General features: G+C 62.8%; 14 protein-coding genes. 3 read left to right on the top strand and 11 right to left on the bottom strand.

Annotated features, from left to right (window positions below; translation table 11 throughout):
• Positions 1-310: OprD family porin (locus tag OC610_RS07885; protein WP_264427315.1), on the bottom strand; the 310-nt coding region annotated here is incomplete at its 3' end.
• A gap of 310 nt (positions 311-620) precedes the next feature.
• Between OC610_RS07885 and mhpT the strand changes: the two genes are divergently transcribed.
• Positions 621-1,847, top strand: a complete 1,227-nt coding sequence (gene mhpT, locus OC610_RS07890; protein WP_264427317.1) for a 3-(3-hydroxy-phenyl)propionate transporter MhpT — start codon at positions 621-623, stop codon at positions 1,845-1,847.
• Between the two features lie 38 nt (positions 1,848-1,885).
• Here the strand turns inward: mhpT and argE are convergent, their stop codons facing one another.
• The 10 genes from argE to OC610_RS07940 all read right to left on the bottom strand — a co-directional run bounded on the left by argE (position 1,886) and on the right by OC610_RS07940 (position 14,579).
• A complete protein-coding gene (gene argE / locus OC610_RS07895; protein ID WP_264427318.1) occupies positions 1,886-3,046 on the bottom strand; it encodes an acetylornithine deacetylase in 1,161 nt (386 codons plus the stop codon).
• Positions 3,043-4,884 (bottom strand): ABC transporter ATP-binding protein, encoded by a 1,842-nt coding sequence (locus OC610_RS07900; RefSeq protein ID WP_264427319.1) that lies wholly within the window; start codon positions 4,882-4,884, stop codon positions 3,043-3,045. Before OC610_RS07900 ends, argE begins: the two co-directional genes overlap by 4 nt.
• A 1-nt stretch (position 4,885) precedes the next feature.
• Positions 4,886-5,761, bottom strand: coding sequence for an ABC transporter permease (locus tag OC610_RS07905; protein WP_264427320.1), 876 nt, complete (start codon positions 5,759-5,761; stop codon positions 4,886-4,888).
• Positions 5,758-6,714: an ABC transporter permease gene (locus OC610_RS07910; RefSeq protein ID WP_264427321.1), complete on the bottom strand. Its 957-nt coding sequence runs from the start codon at positions 6,712-6,714 to the stop codon at positions 5,758-5,760. Before OC610_RS07910 ends, OC610_RS07905 begins: the two co-directional genes overlap by 4 nt.
• Positions 6,715-6,754: 40 nt before the next feature.
• Positions 6,755-8,401: an ABC transporter substrate-binding protein gene (locus tag OC610_RS07915; protein WP_264427322.1), complete on the bottom strand. Its 1,647-nt coding sequence runs from the start codon at positions 8,399-8,401 to the stop codon at positions 6,755-6,757.
• Positions 8,402-8,485: 84 nt separating this feature from the next.
• Positions 8,486-9,760: an NAD(P)/FAD-dependent oxidoreductase gene (locus OC610_RS07920; RefSeq protein WP_264427323.1), complete on the bottom strand. Its 1,275-nt coding sequence runs from the start codon at positions 9,758-9,760 to the stop codon at positions 8,486-8,488.
• 37 nt (positions 9,761-9,797) lie between these two features.
• Positions 9,798-10,466: a haloacid dehalogenase type II gene (locus tag OC610_RS07925; protein ID WP_030140633.1), complete on the bottom strand. Its 669-nt coding sequence runs from the start codon at positions 10,464-10,466 to the stop codon at positions 9,798-9,800.
• 358 nt (positions 10,467-10,824) lie between these two features.
• Positions 10,825-12,150, bottom strand: a complete 1,326-nt coding sequence (locus OC610_RS07930) for an NAD(P)/FAD-dependent oxidoreductase (protein WP_264427324.1) — start codon at positions 12,148-12,150, stop codon at positions 10,825-10,827.
• A 285-nt stretch (positions 12,151-12,435) separates the two neighbouring features.
• Positions 12,436-13,215, bottom strand: a complete 780-nt coding sequence (locus OC610_RS07935; protein ID WP_264427325.1) for a hypothetical protein — start codon at positions 13,213-13,215, stop codon at positions 12,436-12,438.
• Positions 13,216-13,646: 431 nt separating this feature from the next.
• Entirely contained in the window at positions 13,647-14,579 is a 933-nt protein-coding gene (locus tag OC610_RS07940) for an MBL fold metallo-hydrolase (protein ID WP_264427326.1), read from the bottom strand.
• Positions 14,580-14,840: 261 nt separating this feature from the next.
• On the opposite strand from OC610_RS07940, the gene OC610_RS07945 reads away from it, so the two are divergent.
• Both OC610_RS07945 and OC610_RS07950 read left to right on the top strand, forming a co-directional pair.
• Positions 14,841-15,314 (top strand): (2Fe-2S)-binding protein, encoded by a 474-nt coding sequence (locus tag OC610_RS07945; protein WP_264427327.1) that lies wholly within the window; start codon positions 14,841-14,843, stop codon positions 15,312-15,314.
• A gap of 13 nt (positions 15,315-15,327) precedes the next feature.
• Positions 15,328-17,568 carry a xanthine dehydrogenase family protein molybdopterin-binding subunit gene (locus tag OC610_RS07950; RefSeq protein ID WP_264427328.1) on the top strand — a complete coding sequence of 747 codons (2,241 nt, stop codon included), beginning with the start codon at positions 15,328-15,330 and terminating at the stop codon, positions 17,566-17,568.
• The last annotated feature ends 13 nt before the right edge of the window (positions 17,569-17,581 follow it).

Here is a 17,581-nt window from a genome sequence, read left to right on the forward strand (position 1 = left end):
CCGGCGATGAGTCGAGCTTGATGCCGAGCAATCCCCGCGCATCGAGACCAAATCCGACCGCGCCCGGGGTGAACCCCGACTCCATGTTCATGAAGATGCCCTGGGCCCATTCCCGGGCCGCCGTCTTGGCGCCGTCGTCCTTGTAGTCGCGGTCCAGGTAGTAATTGCGCAAGGTCAACGTGCCATGGCTGTCGTCGACGAAGCCTTCGGCCCACGACGCGGCGGAACACAGGCTCAGACCGGCCAGGGCGAGCATCTGGATGATCGGTGAAACGGCGGGCACGGGGGCGTACCGGATAACGTTCGGCATGTTCGATGTCCATTTTTTGTTGTTGTTTTTCTATCGACGCGGGGCGCCGGGTGGCAGCCCTGCGGACAAAGAATGGAAATGATAGAGGCGCTTCGTCAATTGGGAATGTCCGATAATCGAACGTTAATATCTTTAACCAGTTTTGCGGCTGACGCGCCCTTCCCAAGCAAGCCGTTGATTTTCCTAACGATCGGTCACTATTTTCCAACCAGCACATGACGATTCATTTTTTAGTTAGCTTTGTTATCTTAATCGCACCTGCTGGTTGCTTTGAGCCACAGTCCTGACAAAAACAATAAGAGGATTCGCCATGAACCATTCGCCGCGCCGGGCGACGTTGACCATCGCCTTGTGTTTCATCGTCGCGTTGATCGAGGGGTTCGACCTCCAGTCAGCCGGCACCGCTGCCGCCGGTTTGCGGCAAATGTTCAGCCTTGATCCGAAAATGATGGGATGGGTGTTCAGCGCGGGCATCATCGGGTTGCTGCCGGGTGCGTTTTTCGGTGGCTGGATCGCTGACCGCATCGGCCGCAAGAAAATCCTGATCGCCGCCGTCCTGCTGTTCGGCGTGTTTTCCCTCGGCACGGCTTATGTCGAACAATTTTCCGGCCTGCTGTTGGTGCGTTTCATGACCGGGCTCGGCCTGGGCGCCGCCCTGCCCAACCTCATCGCGTTATGCGCCGAAGCGGTCGGCGAACAGCGCCGCGGCACGGCCATCAGCGTCATGTATGCCGGTGTTCCCCTGGGCGGCGCACTGGCGGCCGTGGTCGCGATGACGTTTGGCGAGCACTGGCAGATGACCTTCTTCATCGGTGGCCTGGCGCCCTTGCTCGTGGTGCCGCTGATGCTGTTGTGGCTGCCGGAGTCGAGCGCGTTCAAGCAGGTCCGGCACGTCAGTGGCGAAGCCCGCAGCTCCGTCGGCCAAGCGTTGTTTGGCGAAGGTCGAGGCATGACCACGATGGGGCTCTGGTTGAGCTATTTCTTCACCCTGACGGTGATGTACATGTTGCTCAACTGGCTGCCCTCGTTGCTCTTGGAACAAGGCTTCAGCAAACCACAGGCCGGGCTGGTGCAGATGTTGTTCAACATCGGCGGAACCCTCGGCTCGCTGCTCGGCGGCCTGCTGCTGGACCGTTGCAACGCCATCAAGGTCGTGCTCTTCGTTTACGCCGGGCTGCTGAGTGCCCTGGCCGGGGTCGGGGTGTCGGTCGGCATCGTGCCGATGGCCGTCGCCGGCTTTGCCGCCGGGTTGTTCGTCATGGCCGCGCAGCTGGTCCTCTACGCCTTGGCGCCACCCTCCTACCCTACGGCCGTCCGTGCGACAGGTGTCGGTGCAGCGGTGGCCATCGGACGCCTGGGTTCTGTGGCCGGGCCGCTGGCCGCCGGTCAGATCCTCGCGGCCGGGGCGGGTACCAGCACCGTATTGCTGGCGACCTCCCCGGGATTGGTGATCGCAACGCTGGCCATCCTCAGCGTGATTCGCCGCTCGGACGAACCTCGGGCCGGCACGGTGAACTCGGCGGCGGAGCATTCCTGATCACAGTAACAGCGGGCTGGCATTGTTCCGTCCATGCACTATTGAACGCGCATCGACCCCAACAATCCTTGCAGGAAACGTTCGCCCGCGTCCATCTGGCTGACCTCGATGAATTCGTCAGGTTTATGCGCCTGTTCTATCGACCCCGGACCACAGACCACCACCGGGACGTCCAGGCGTTGCTTGAACAACCCGCCCTCGGTGCCGAACGAAACCTTGACGGTGCCGGTGTCCGGGGCGGCGAAATTTTTCAGGAAGCGCACCGCCTCGACACTCGGGTGAGTGTCGAGGCCTGGATAGACGTTCACGGTCTGAATGTCGATGTCGGCCACGCTGGAGAGCTTCCTTGCCTCGCGTACGATCAGCTCCGCCCGCTCGGTCATCTGCTCCAGGAAGCGGTCGAGGTTGTCGGCCGGCAAGTTCCGCACTTCGAAGTCCAGGGTGCAGAGGTTTGGCACGATGTTCAGCGCCTTGCCGCCGACGATCTGCCCGACATGCACGGTGCTGTAGGGCACGTCGTAGTCGGTATCCTGGGCGCCCTGCTCTTGCAACTGCTGCTGGCTCTGGCGCAGCGCGGCGATGAAATCGCAGGCTACATGGATCGCATTGACCGAGCGCGGCGCCAGGGACGAATGCGCTTCCAGGCCGCGACAGTAGGTGCGGTAAGAGCCCTTGCCCTTGTGCCCGAGCACGAACTGCATTTGGGTCGGCTCGCCGATAACGCACAGGAACGGCCGGACCGGTGCCAGGTGCAGCACATCGAGCAAGCGCCGCACCCCGACGCAACCGATCTCTTCGTCATGGGACAGCGCCAGCTGCAAGGGCCGGCTCAACGGCTGCTCGGTGGCGTCGAGCATGGCGTCGATGGCCAGCGCGATGAACCCCTTCATGTCGCAACTGCCACGGCCATAAATCCGCCCGTCCCGCACCGTCGCCTCAAACGCCGGCACAGTCCAGGCCTGCCCCGCCGCCGGCACCACATCGGTATGACCGGACAGCAGGATACCCGGCACATCCCGCGGTCCGGCGCTGGCAAACAGATTGGCTTTCTTGCCCGTTTCATCCTTGACGATCAGCGACTCGATGCCCTTGCTCAGCAGCAGGTCACGTACATACTCGATCAGGGCCATGTTCGACTCCGAAGAGACCGTGTCGAAGGCCATCAGCCGTTTGAGAATTTCCAATACCCTGGGTTTCATGCGTACGCCGCCACGGTCAGAGGGTTCGATTGCTGGGTTTTTATCAGTTCGGCGCTGTCATGGTGGCAGAGAATTTCACTGCCGCCGGCGATGGTCCGCCGCTCTGGCGCGACACAATTGCAGAGGCCATCCACCCGCACCGGGCAGCGGCTGAGGAAGGTGCACAAGCCAGGCACATTGGCTCGGGGGCCTAGGGTCGGCAATGTCTGGCACGTCGTTGCGCCGCAGCTTTCCAGCCAGCCCTGACGCAGTTCCGGCACGGAATGGATCAACAGGTCGGTGTAGGGATGGAACGGCGCTTCAGCATAGGCGTCGCGGGTGCCGGCCTGGATCTTGTGGCCGCTGTACATCACCACGATGTCGTCACACAGGGCCCGGACGGTGGAAATGTCATGGCTGATGAACAGATAGGACACCCCCAGTTGCTGGCGCAGGTCGCGCAGCAGTTCCAGGATCGCAGCCCCGACCACCGTGTCGAGGGCCGAGGTCACCTCATCGCAGAGAATCAGGTCCGGCTTGGCCGCCAAGGCCCGGGCCAGGTTGACCCGTTGTTTCTGCCCGCCGGACAGCTCGTTCGGCCGCCGGTCCGCCATCGCGCGCGGCAAACGCACCAGGTCCAGCAGCTCGCCAATACGCTCACGCAACGCCGTGCCCTTGAGGCCGAAATACATCTTCAACGGACGACTCAGGATCGTGCTGACACTGTGCATCGGGTTGAGCGCGGTGTCGGCATTCTGGAAAACCATTTGAATGCGTCGGAACTGTTCATGGGTGCGCGACGACAGGCTGCCGCCCAGGGGTTGGCCATCGAACGTCAAGCCGCCAAGGGCCGGCGTCAACAGCCCCGCCACGACCCGCGCCAGGGTCGACTTGCCAGAGCCCGACTCGCCAATCACGCCGATGGCCTGGCCCCGGCGGATCGTCAGGTCGATGTCTTCCAGCACGCGAATGGCTGGCATGCCCTGGGCATTTTTGTTGCCGTAGCCGGCGGTCAGTCCCTGGATGGTCAGCAACGGCGTTTCTTGCGCGATGTCGACGGGCGGACGAATCGTCGTGTCCGGGCGCGCCGCCGCCAGCAAGCTGCGGGTGTACTCGTGGGATGGACCTTGGAGCAACGGTGCCGTGGCGCTGTGTTCGAAGATTTCACCGCCGTTGAGTACGACAATCTGGTCGGCCATCTGCGCCACGACCGCCAGGTCGTGGGAGACATAGACCGCCGTCGCCCCGCGCTCATGGACCACTCGCTTGAAGGCCCGCAGCACATCGATCTGCGTTGTTACGTCCAGCGCCGTGGTCGGTTCATCGAGCACCACCAGCAACGGATCACTGATCAATGCCATGGCCGCCATCACCCGCTGCAGTTGCCCGCCGGACACCTGGTGCGGATAGCGTTGGCCGATGCGATCCGGGTCCGGCAGGGCCAGGTCGCGGAACAGTTCGACGGCCTTGGTTTCAAGCTCGGCCCGGCTGCCCAGGCCGTGGATCAATGCGCCCTCCACCACTTGATCAATGAGTTTTTTCGCCGGATTGAACGCCGCCGCGGCGCTCTGGGCGATGTACGACACCCGATTGCCTCGCAGCTTCTGCAATTGACTGTCGTTCAGCGCCAGCATGTCATGCTCACCGACGTGCACGCTGCCGCCGGCCAACCGGCAACCACGCCGGGCATAACCGAGCAGCGCCAGGGCAATGGTGGTCTTGCCGGAGCCGGACTCACCGATCAACGCCAGCACTTCACCCTTTTCCAGGGAAAAGCTGACGCCCTTGACGATATCCACCTCTCCACGCTCGCCACAGGCCACGACTCGCAAGCCCTCGACTCGAATCAATTCGCTCATCTCAATGGCCTCCCGTACGTCGATTGCGCCGCGACGACACCCGGTCGATGAACAGATTCACACCGATGGTCAGCGTGCCGATGGCCAGGGCCGGAATCACGATGGCCGGCGCGCCCTGATTGAGGCCACCGATGTTTTCGCGCACCAGGGAGCCAAGGTCGGCGTCCGGCGGTTGCACGCCGAGCCCGAGGAAACTCATGCCGCTGAGCAGCAGCACGATGAAACCGAAGCGCAGGCCCAGGTCCGCCAGCACCGGGTTGAGGATGTTCGGCAGGATTTCCACGCAGGCGATGTACAGCCGACGCTCGCCCCGGGTGCGGGCGACTTGCACGTATTCCAGGGCTTCGATATTCACCGCCATGCTGCGGGCGATGCGAAAGGCGCCGGGGGTGTAGCTCAACACCGCCGTACAGATCAGCAAGGTGACCGAGGAACCGAACGCCGAGACCATGATCAGCGCGAGCATCTTGCTCGGGATCGAAATGAACGCGTCCATCAGCCGGCTGATCAGTTCATCCAACCACTTTGGCGAGACCACCGACAGCAAGGCCAGGCTGGTGCCCAACGTGCTGGACAGCACCGCGGCTACCAGCGCGAGGCCGACGGTAAAGCGTGCGCCGACGAGAATGCGGCTGAGCATGTCGCGGCCCAGGTAATCCGTGCCGAACGGGTACGCGGCGCTGAAGGTGTCGAAGACATTGTCGGAGACCACTTCACCCACCGGGTGCGGCGCCAGCCACGGGCCGAACATCGCCACCAACAGCCAGATCGCACACATCGCGGCGCCGACCAGGCCCAGCCAGGACGCGCCATGGGGATCTTTGCCCAACCCCAGCGCGGCGGCCGCAGGCGGGGATTTCACAATGAGATTGTTCATTGGTTTCTCAGCCTCGGATTGGAAAGAATCGCGCACAGGTCGGCAATCAGCACCAACGCCAGGTACGCGGTACAGAACAACATCGTGCAGCCCTGGACCAGGGCCATGTCGCGGTTGGTCACGGCATCGACCATCAGGCTGGCGATACCGGGGTAGTTGAAGATCGTTTCGACGATCACCACCCCGCCCAGCAGGTAGGACAGGCTCAGGGCGATGGCATTGGCGATGGGTCCGATGGCGTTGGGCAAGGCATGGCGAAGCACGATGCGGACATTGCTCACGCCTTTGAGTCGGGCCATCTCCACATAAGGGCTGTCGAGCTGATCGATGACCGCCGCCCGGGTCATGCGCGACATCTGCGCGACAATCACGCAGCACAGCGTCATCACCGGCAAGGCGTAGGTGCGCATGAATTGCCAGGGTGAGGTGATGTCACTGGCGTAGGACAACGCCGACAGCCAACCCAGGTTCACCGCGAATATCAGCACCGCCAGGGTGGCGACCAGGAATTCCGGCACCGCGACCATGGTCAGGGTGAAAAAGCTCAGGAAGCTGTCGAGGCGCCCGCCCCGGCCCATGGCCGAGCCGATACCCAGGGTCAGCGCCACGGGCACGGAAACCAATGCCGTGGCCGCCGCGAGCATCAAGGTGTTGGGGACTCGGCCGGCCATCAGGTCGATGACCGGCATGGCATTGGAGATCGACATCCCCAGGTCACCGCTGAGCAGGCTCGTCAGCCAGTGCAGGTAACGCAACACACCGGGCTGGTCGAGACCCATTTTCGCCCGCAGGGCGGCGACTTGTTCCGGTGTCGCGAACTGGCCCAGGGACTGTTGCGCCGCGTCGCCCGGCAGCACCGCCGTGATGGCGAACACCACCATGGACACAATCAGCAAGGTCAGGACCGCCGCCCCCAGGCGTCGGCCAATCAACCACAGTGTGTTGCTATTCATCAGCCGCCCCTCATGCAATGCAGCGTGAACCCGAGGTTCATCAGGCGTCCAGCCAGACTTGCTCGGCGAACATGTAGCCCATGAAACCGCCCAAGGGGTTGGCGCCATAGCCTTTGACGCGCTGGTCGGCGCCGTCGATGTTGCTGATGAACACCGGCACGCCGATACCGCTGTGTTCATGCACCAGGGCTTGCATGTCGCCGTACATCTTGCCGCGCTTGGCCTCGTCGGTTTCCCCTCGCGCCTGTACCAGCAGTTGGTCGAACTGCTCGTTTTTCCAGCCCGACTCGTTCCACGGGGCCGTCGACTGGAAGAACTGCGAGAAGATCATGTCGGCATTCGGGCGCGGGTTGATGTTGCCAAAGCTCAGCGGGTGCTTGGCCCAATGGTTGGACCAGTAGCCATCGCTGGGCAGCCGGTTGACGTCGAGCTTGAGCCCGGCCTCTTTGGCCGATTGCTGCAGCAACACCGCGACGTCCACCGAACCGGTCGCGGCGGGCGAGCACATCAGCGGCATGCTGATGCTTTCCATGCCGGCCTTCTTGAGCAGGAACTTGGCCTTTTCCGGATCGTAGGCCCGTTGTGGCAATTCGGCGTTGTAGAAACGCGCACCGGGTGCGATGGGGTGGTCGTTGCCGACCCGGGCGTAGCCACGGAAAATCGCCGACTTGATCTGTTCACGGTCCAGCAACAGCTTCATGGCCTGGGTGAACTCCGGGCTTTGGCCCGGCATCTGGTCCTGGCGGATGATCAGGTCAGTGTAGTTACCCGACGGCGAATCGATGACCCGGTGCTTGGCGCTGGCCTTGATACGTGTGGTCGAGCGTGGGTTGACCTCGTTGACGATGTGCACGTCGCCCGACAACAGCGCGTTGATCCGCGACGATTCGTCGGCGATGCCAATGAATTCGATCTCGTCCAGGTACGGCAAGCCGGGTTTCCAGTAATTGGTATTGCGCGCGCCCACGGACCGTACACCGGGCTTGAACTCCTTGACCTTGAACGGCCCGGTGCCGATGCCCTGGCTGAAATCGGCGGTGCCCTCGGGCACGATCAGCATGTGCGAGACGGCCAGCACCGACGGCAGTTCAGCGTTGGGGCCGCTCAACTGTATCTGCACTTCGTGGGTGCCAACGGCTTTCACATCGGCGAACTGCGACGCCAGCGGCAAGACCTTGGACCCGGTGATCGGGTCCTTGTGGCGCAACAGCGAGAACACCACGTCGGCGGCGGTCAGTGCCTTGCCATTGTGGAAGGTCACTTCCTTGCGCAGGCTGATCACCCACAGCGTGGCGTCGGTGGTTTCGATGCGCTCGGCCAGCTCCAGTTGCGGGACCATATGACTGTCGAAACGCGTCAGCCCGTTATAGAACATGTAATGACGCACATAGTCGGTGGACGACGATCCTTTGGCCGGGTCCAGGGTATCGGCGGTGGAACTGGTCGAGCCGGCGACGCGGATACGCCCGCCCGGCTTGCCTTTGCCCGGGCTTGCCGCCTCGTCATCGGCGAACAACTTGCCGGCGGCGCCAAACAGGCTGCCTGCGCCCGCCACCGCCACCCCGGCCAATCCGAGCATCTGCAACGCATTGCGGCGTGACATGCCGCGATTGAGCCCTTCGAAAATGCGCAGACTTTCCGTACCTGTTACCAACTGGGTGTCGATACTGTTTTTCTTGTCAGTCATGTCAGTTCTACCTTTCGGAAGTGATAAGGCTCGATGGCTCGCGATTAACGCAACGTTGTGAAACGTGAAGCGTCCCCCATTAACTCAATGCAAATAGTCTTGAAGCCGGTAATACGCTCCCACCAGTGGCAGGAACCAGGGCTTGCCGAAATGCCCGGGAATCGCCGGCCAATCGAGCTCGCGCCAAGGATTGGCCTCGAGGTTGCCGGCCATCACGTCGGCCATGACCTGGCCCATGTGCACCGACATCTGCACGCCATGGCCGCTGTAGCCCATGGAGTGATAAACCCCGCCATGCTGGCCGGCCCGGGGCAACCGATCGGAAGTCATGTCCACCAACCCACCCCAGCAATAATCGACTTTTACCTGGGCCAGTTGCGGGAACATCTGCACCATTGCGGCATGCAGAACCTTGCCGCTCTTGGCGTCGGACACGCTGTCGGACATGGCAAACCGCGCACGCCCGCCAAACAGCAGGCGGTTGTCCGGCGTCAGGCGAAAGTAATTTCCGATCATGCGGCTGGTGACATACGAGCGATGGGCCGGCAGCAGGCGGTCGACCAAGGCCTGGGGCAACACCTCGGTGGCGATCACGAAACTGCCCACCGGCACGATCCTGCGCCGATACCAGCCCAACCCGCCCTGCTGGCAGGTTCCGGTCGCCAGCAGGATTTGCGTGGCCTGCAGCGAACCCTTGGTGGTGTTGACCCGATAACCGCCCGCACTGGCTTTCCAGTCCGTCACGGACACGCCCTGGAAAATCAACGCGCCGTGACGCGCGGCGGCCTCGGCCAACCCGACCCCGAAGCGTCCGACATGCATCTGCACGCCGTTACGCTGCAGCAAGCCGCCATGGAATTGGGCCGAGTCGACTTCAGCGCGGGTCTCATGGGCGGACAACAACTCGACCTCGGCATCGACCTCACGCCGAATCAAGTCGCACGTACGCGCCAGGCCTTCGTAATGCATCGGCTTGGCGGCCAGCTTGAGCTTGCCATTGCGCTTGAGATCACAGGCGATCCGCTCCTGCTCAACCAGCGAGACAACGCTCTGCACCGCGCTTTCATAAGCCTGGTAATAAGCGCGCGCCTTATCGGCGCCGAGGCTGGCACTGAGGGCCGCGTAGTCCTGGGCAACGCCGGTGTTGCATTGGCCGCCATTGCGCCCCGACGCCTCGCCAATCACCCGTCCGCCTTCCAGCACCGCTACGCTGGCACCCTTCAAGGCCAGGGCCCGGGCCGCCGCAAGGCCGGTGAAACCACCACCGACGATGGCCACGTCGACCTGCCCGGGCAACGCGCCGAGCTGGGCACCGGTAAACGCCGGTGCGGTATCGAGCCAATAGGACTCACTGCCCATGTCAAAACCCCTTTAGCCTTGAAGAGAGTTCAGAAACTCAGAGACCGACCAGCCCGGCCAATCCGCCGATGTCCGGGATCTGGTGGTAACCAAAGGCCGCGTTCGCCGGGTGTTCATGACCACGGGCCACGAAGGCTTTGTGCTTGATTTTCATGTCGTGGGCCGACATCAGGTCGTAGCGGAAGCTCGAAGACACGTGCAGGACGTCCTCCGGCCCGCAGCCGAGGTTATCGAGCATGTACTCGAAGGCGGCCAGGCGTGGCTTGTAGGCTTGTGCTTGTTGGGCGGTGAAGACTTTATGGAAAGGCGCACCGAGCTTGTCGACGTTGGACATGATCTGCTCGTCCATCGCGTTGGAGAAAATCACCAGGGGAATCTTGTCGGCGATTTTCGACAGGCCTGCCGGTACGTCGGCATGCGGTCCCCAGGTCGGTACGGCATCGTAGTAGAGCTGGCCTTCGCCCTTGTACTCGACCCCCCAGCGTTTGCAGACCCGCGCCAGGGCCGTCTTGAGAATCTCGTCATAGGGCCGCCAGTCACCCATCACCTGGTCCAGGCGATACGCCGAGAAATCCTTGACGAACTGCTCCATTTGCTCGGCAGGGACCCGATCGGCGAACAGCTCGCGCGTCATGGTGCCCATCTGGAAATTGGTCAACGTGCCGTAGCAATCAAAGGTAATGAACTTGGGGCGAAGGAAGCTCATGAGTGCAGTCCTGAGTGATGGTGGAGGTCATGAGGGGCAAGCGATTGCACCGTTCTGGAGGTGTGGGTGCGACGCTGCATCACGGATTTATTACAGCATCATGAGACCGCGCATATACCGTTAAAAGTATAGGTCGCTTGGCACAAACCACCGTTTTTCGGGGCCCGCTCAGCAGACTGTGCGGGATGCGCCATGCCTGGGCATCCGGGCCTTTTTCAAGGCGTCCGGGGCCATTTATGGTGCGCGCAAAGCCTCTCGAACCGCGGCGTGCGGCAGAATCTGCGCCGGCACAACGAGAACGGGCGCAGCCCCTGCGGGTGCGCCCGTTTGTTGTCTTGCCAGTGAGATTTGCGCGTCTCTAGAACTCCGCGACCTTGCCCCAGGACGAAGATTGGAAACGGTCCGGATGATAGGGTCGCGGGTCAACCAGGGGCGCCATGTCAGTGACGATATCGGCGATCAGATGACCCGCGCCCGGGCCGATGCCGAAGCCGTGGCCACTGAAGCCCGCCGCCAACACCAGGCCCGGGAGCTCAGCCATCTCACCGATACCCGGGACACCGTCAGGCGTGCTGTCGACATAACCGGCCCAGGCCCCGGTGATCGATGAGGTCTTCAGCATCGGCACCAGCTCGACCGCACGTTTGTACGTCAGCTCAACCACCCTGCCGTCTGCCTTGGGATCCAGGATCCGCATCCTCTCCATCGGTGTTGGCTGGTCCAGCCGCCAATGACCCAAACCTTCATGCCCCGCCTGGAAACCTTGCAAACCACCGGGTGCCAGCTTGCGCCAGCGACGCTGGAACATCGGCAGGAACTGCGGGGCGAAACGCAACAGTTGCGGCGTCGGGTCAACCCGCCCTCTGCCACTGATTGCCAGGGTGAAACCACCATCCGAACGACGGGTCATGGAAATGTCGGCGGTGTGCAGCGCATCCGGGATCTCCGGGGCGCCCTTGGACACCGCCATCACCGTCTGGCGAATGGTCGCCTGGGGGAAACGAATGCCGTACTGACGGCAGAACGACGACGCCCACGCGCCGCCCGCGAGCACGGCAAGAGGGGTACGAATGGTGCCCTTTTCGGTCACGACGGCGGACAGTCGTCCACCCTCGGTCTCGAGGCCACGCGCCGCGCACCCTTGATGCACCGTGCCGCCCAGCTTGATGATCGCCCGCGCCACCGCCGGTGCCGCGCGGGAGGGGTCGGCGGTGCCATCGGTCGGTGAAAACACCCCACCCTTCCAGGGCTTGCCGGTCACTCGACCACGTTCGGCGGCCTGCCCTGCCGTCAACATAAGGGTTGTGACATTCACCGTACGGGCAAACTCACCCCATTGCGCCCAGCCATCCAACTCCTTTTCGCTGTCGCTCAAATAAAGCAAACCGCAGCGCTTGAAGCCGGTGTCCTCGCCGGAATCCGCTGCGAACTGTTCCCACAAATCCAGGCTCTTGGTCGACAGCGGCAGCTCGCGAGCGTCTCGATTCTGCTGACGGCACCAACCCCAGTTTCGACTCGATTGCTCAGCGCCGATCCGGCCTTTTTCCACCAGGGCGACCTTCATCCCGCGCTTGGCCAGGTAATAGGCGGTAAAGGTCCCGATGATGCCGCCGCCAATCACGACCACATCAGCGTGCGTCGGCAGCTCGGAACTCGTCTCTACGGAAGTTAACGGTGCAGGCATTTGTCAGGATGTCCATTGAGGGCCGGGAAGTAAAAAGCACATCTTCTTCAGGCAATCTCCCGCGCATCGGCCATGCTCCGGGGTTTGCGACCAGGTCATGCGGCGACTCCCATCCGGGGGCATCGATGCCAGGCTGAATCATGGCTTTATTACAACACCGGGAAACCGTGCATAAACGGTTAAAAGCATAGGCTCCCTGGTACAAACCACCGTTTTACGAGACCTGTTCAGCAGACTTTGCGGGACGCCACGAACGCGGGGCATCGAGGGCCCCGCGCCGCGCCCTTACAGCCCCGCTGCCTGCGCAATCTGCAAACGCCAGTTTTCGGCTTCCTGCCAATCGTTGCCAAACGACCAGGTGGTCCACAGAGGTGTGCCTGAACCGATCTGAAGCTGGATTTGCAACGTAAAGGTGTGGTGAGTGGTACTCGACGTATAAGTGGTCGAGTCCGACGTGCCTTTATCGATCTCGCCCCCGAAGTGGGTGTTATTGATCCTGCGCTCACTGTGCTTGGTATGGGTGCGGGAGGTATGCACGGTCTCGGTTCGCTCATCGACACGGACCTGCCGAACGACCCGTGGCGCGTCAATCAGGGCGTGCTCATGGCCGGACTCCGCCGAATAGAGGTACAGCACCGCAGTCTCTGGAAATAACCCCAGCATGTCTCCCCCACGGGATATCCAGCGATACGGGCCCAGGTCCTGCTCGGCGAGGAACTCGGTGCATGCCTTATGCAGGACAACGGGGACGTTGTCCTCGGCACGTTTCAAGTCACGGCTTTCCTGGCGCCAGAACCACTGCAGCGGCAGGCTGAATACCCAGGTCACACACCAGAGCAGGCCCGCCAGCAGCGGCCCACCAATGTAATGCCCCGCCATGACCCATTTGATCAGCCAATAAGCGCAAAACAGGCCCTGCACAATCTTGAAGGGTTTCAGCACGACCTGCTTGCGCTGGGCCAGACGCGCCTTCGCGGGTGGGATCTGCTGGCGCGCCTGCTCGACGCTGGGTGAGATTGGGAAACGGGTGACTTCGGGATGGGTAACGAGCTCGCCTTGCGACATATAAGCTTCCTGGTGACTGCCTTGTCAGTGCCGGGGGACGGCGTAAGGCTCGCACTATAGCGGGTGTGCTTGAAATCGACGAGTTGCTCGTTGGAAACAAAATCCACTCAACAAGAGGCCGTCATAGCCCCGATGGGTTCATTTGAGAACAATGACCTGTGGCGAGGGAGCTTGCTCCCGCTCGGCTGCGAAACAGTCGTAAATCGGCGGGTGCGGTGTGTCTGTTGCTTCGTATTCGGAGGGTTTGGAGCCGCTTCGCGGCCCAGCGGGAGCAAGCTCCCTCGCCACGAGCCCATCATGTTTCTCAAGTAAGCAGCATCACCTACCCCTGTTTTTTCTCGCCCGAATGGCACTGCCGCTTCGGATCCTCGGGGCAAATAACCTGTAGCCTCCAAGCTGGGCCCGGACCTCCGCCCGAGCCCAGCCACCGATCAATAATCCCAAGACCCCGCCACCCAACGAAACGCATCACCGTTGACCGCCACCCGGCCCACGGAAGGAAACGAAAGGTGAGTGGCCACGAACAGCTCGCCACTCGCCGCGGCTTCCTGCATCAGCCGGACGCGAACGCGCACCGCCTCTTCAGGGTCATGCTCAAAGCCGTTCTGCCAATCGGGGTGGTCGAACGCCACCGGGAACAAGGCGTCGCCAGCAAACGTGAGTTTTTCGCGGCCAGACGTCACATGGACCACACTGTGCCCCGGCGTATGCCCCCCCGTGCGCTTGACCACCACGCCCGGTGCCACTTCATATTCCTGTTCAAAGGTGTGCAATTTGTCGTGGTACGCCTCCATGAATTGCCGTGCGGTGGTGTGCAGCACTTGCGGTATCGGCGAAGGCATGACGGTTCGCGAGAAATCGGGGTTGGCCCAGAACTCGACTTCGGTCGCACAAACATGAATCTTCACATCCGGCCGCAAGCTGTTCTTCACCTCGTCGACGAGCAGCCCGCCAATGTGATCCATGTGCATGTGGGTGATCACCACATCGGTGATGGAGGAAAGCTCGATGCCGGCCGCCTCCAGCCGCTTGGGAAACAGTCCGGCGCGCGGGAAACCGGGGAACTGCCCGCCTAGCCCGGCGTCGACCAGCAGGGTCTGCTCGCCGCTGCGCACGACCAGCACGTTCAGCGCCCAATCGAACGCGTCGGGGCCCAGGTACATGTCCTTGAACCAGGCGGCGCGGGCGGCCGGGTCGACGTTGGTGGACATGGTCGAGGTCGGCAGCGGCAGCACGCCATCGCTGACCACCAGCACATTGATGTCGCCGACCTTGAGTGCGTAGCGCGACGGAACCAGTTCCTCGGTCGCGGATGTTCCCTGGACGGCGGTTTTTTGCGCGGTGTCTTGCTGATGCATCGTCATGATCGCTCTCCTGTCTTGAATGGGGCGAATCCGTCTTTCCTCTGCCAGGACAACGGTCCACCTGGAGAACGAGTGTGCGGCGTGGCGCGGCGCGCTCGATACCATACGGGGGTATGCCACGCCTACATCTTGGCGTGATCGTTCCAAACAAACGGCTGGTGATTTGCAAGATTGGGCAATCATCGGACCGGATCGTGCAAGCTATCGTACCCAATGCTTCCTATAGTAATCGGTGCCCAACCATCTGGAGCTGGTCCGACTATGAGCGCCCTCAATATCAATGGCCGTGAGCACACGGTAGACGTAGACCCTGGCACCCCTACCCTGTGGGCCCTGCGCGACACGCTGGGCATGACCGGCACCAAGTTCGGCTGCGGTGCGGCCTTGTGTGGCGCTTGTACCGTTCATCTGGATGGACAGGCCATCCGGTCCTGCGTGACGCCGGTCGCGGCGGCGATTGGCAAGAAGATCACCACCATCGAAGCAGCCACCGATGGCAGCGACCCGGTGGGCAGCGCCGTGCATGAAGCCTGGGTCAAGCACGACGTCGCGCAGTGCGGTTACTGCCAGAGCGGCCAGATCATGAGCGCCACCGCATTTCTGAAGGCGCAACCCAAGGGCAAGCAACCGACGCCGGCCGAGATCGACTCGGCCATGGCCGGCAATATTTGCCGCTGCGGCACCTATGCCCGAATCCGCGCCGCGGTGGCCGATGCCGCCAAAGCCCTCGCCTGACAGGGAGTCCGCCATGCTCAACGAGATTTTTCCAACCGAACTTCCCCGTGCCTTGCAGCACCTGCTCGAACGCGATGATGCGGACGGTCCCGCGACCCTGCCCCGCCGCAGCTTCCTCAAGATCGTCGGCATCGGCGGCCTGGCCTTGGGCGCGTTCCCTCACCTCGCCCTCGGGCAACAAGCCAATGGCGCGGGCGAAGGCCCCCTCAAGCCGACCCAGCAACCGTCGGCCTTCGTGCAGATCGCGCCCAACGGCGAAGTGACGGTGACGATCAATCGCCTGGAATTCGGCCAAGGTGTGCAGACCGGCCTGCCCATGATCCTCGCCGAAGAACTCGACGCCGACTGGAGCCTGGTGCGCACGCGCAACGGTAGCAACGACGCGGCCTATATGGACCCGGCCTTTGGCATTCACCTTACCGGCGGTTCCAATTCGATCAAGAACAGCTACACCCAATACCGCGAACTGGGCGCCCGCGCCCGGTCGATGCTGCTGGCCGCTGCGGCCGCGCGCTGGAATGTCGACCCCGCCAGCCTGACCACGCAGAACGGCACGGTGCTTGGCCCAGGCGGCCGCAAGGCGACCTACGGCGAGCTGGCCGAAGCCGCCATGGCGATGCCGGTGCCGGAGAAGGTCACGCTCAAGGATCCCAAGGATTTTCGCCTCATCGGCCAGGCCACCACCCGCCTCGACGCCAAGGCCAAGAGCAGCGGCCAGCAGGATTTTGGAATCGATGTGCATTTGCCGGGGCAACTCACCGCGGTGGTCGCCCGACCACCGGTGTTCGGCGCCCGCATCGCGTCCCTGGACGACAGCGCCGCGCGCGCTACCAAAGGCGTAAAAGCCGTGGTGCGCGTGCCGCTCGATGGCGGTGCTGAAGGCGTCGCAGTCATCGCCGACGGTTATTGGCAGGCCAAACTGGCGCGTGATGCGCTGAAAGTCGAATGGGACGCGACCAAGGTCGAGAAAGTCGACACGGAAAAACAACTGGCCCAGTACCGCGAACTGGCCGGCCAATCCGGCCCCCTGCACTTCGATGCCGACATGAAGCCGCTAGCGTCGGCGCCCCATCAGTTGGAGGCCGAGTTCGTATTTCCCTATCTGGCCCATGCGCCCATGGAACCGCTGAACTGCACCGTCCAGCTGTCCGAGGGCCGCGCCCAATTGTGGGTCGGCACGCAGTTCCCCGGCGGCGATGGCGCGGCGGCGGCCAAGGTGCTGAACCTCAAGCCCGAGCAAGTCCAGGTGAATGTGCAGACAGCGGGCGGTGGTTTTGGCCGACGCGGCGTGCCCACCAATGATTTTGTCGTGCAGGCCTGCGAAGTGGCCAAGGCTGCTCGCGCCGCCGGGCTCGATGCGCCCATCCGCACCCTGTGGAGCCGGGAAGACGATATCAAGGGCGGCTACTACCGCCCCATGCACCTGCATCGCGCGCGCATCGGCTTCGATGACAGCGGCAAGGTGTTGGCCTGGGACCACGCCCTGGTCGGGCAATCCATCCTCACCGGCACCCTGTTCGCCGGACAGATGAAAAACGGCATCGACCCCACCGCCACAGAGGGCATGCGCGATCCGTACCCATTGCCGATGCGATTGACCGTGCATCATCCCAAGCTCAACGTGCCCGTGCTCTGGTGGCGCAGCGTCGGATCGACCCACACCGCGTTCGTGATGGAAACGCTGATCGATGAAATCGCCCGCACCACCCGGCAGGACCCGGTGGCGTATCGGATGAAGCTGTTTGGCGAGCAGAGCCCGCGCCATCGCGATGCGCTGCAACTGGCGGTGGACAAGAGTGGGTATGGCAAGCGCCAACTGCCCGCCGGTCAAGCCTGGGGCGTGGCGGTACACGAGTCGTTCAGCTCGGTGGTGGCCTACGTGGTCGAGGCGTCGGTGCAGGATGGCCGTCCGGTGCTCCACAACGTCACGGCAGGTGTTCACTGCAATCTGGTGGTCAACCCGCGCAGCGTCGAAGCCCAGGTGCAAGGCGCCGCGCTGATGGGGCTGTCGATGTGCTTGCCCGGTGGCGCAGTCACCCTGAAAGATGGCGTCGTGCAGCAAAGTAACTTTGCCGACTTCAGCGTGCCGCGCATTACCGACATGCCGCAGATCGCCGTCCACATCGTCCCCAGCGCCGAGCCACCGACCGGCATGGGCGAACCTGGCCTGCCGGCCTTGGCCCCGGCGTTTGCCAATGCCATCGCCAGCCTGACGGGCAAGCCCCTGCGGCAGTTGCCGTTCAGCCTGGCGTGATTGAAAGTAGATG

It is taken from the genome of Pseudomonas agronomica, assembly GCF_025917275.1.
Lineage (GTDB): Bacteria > Pseudomonadota > Gammaproteobacteria > Pseudomonadales > Pseudomonadaceae > Aquipseudomonas > Aquipseudomonas agronomica.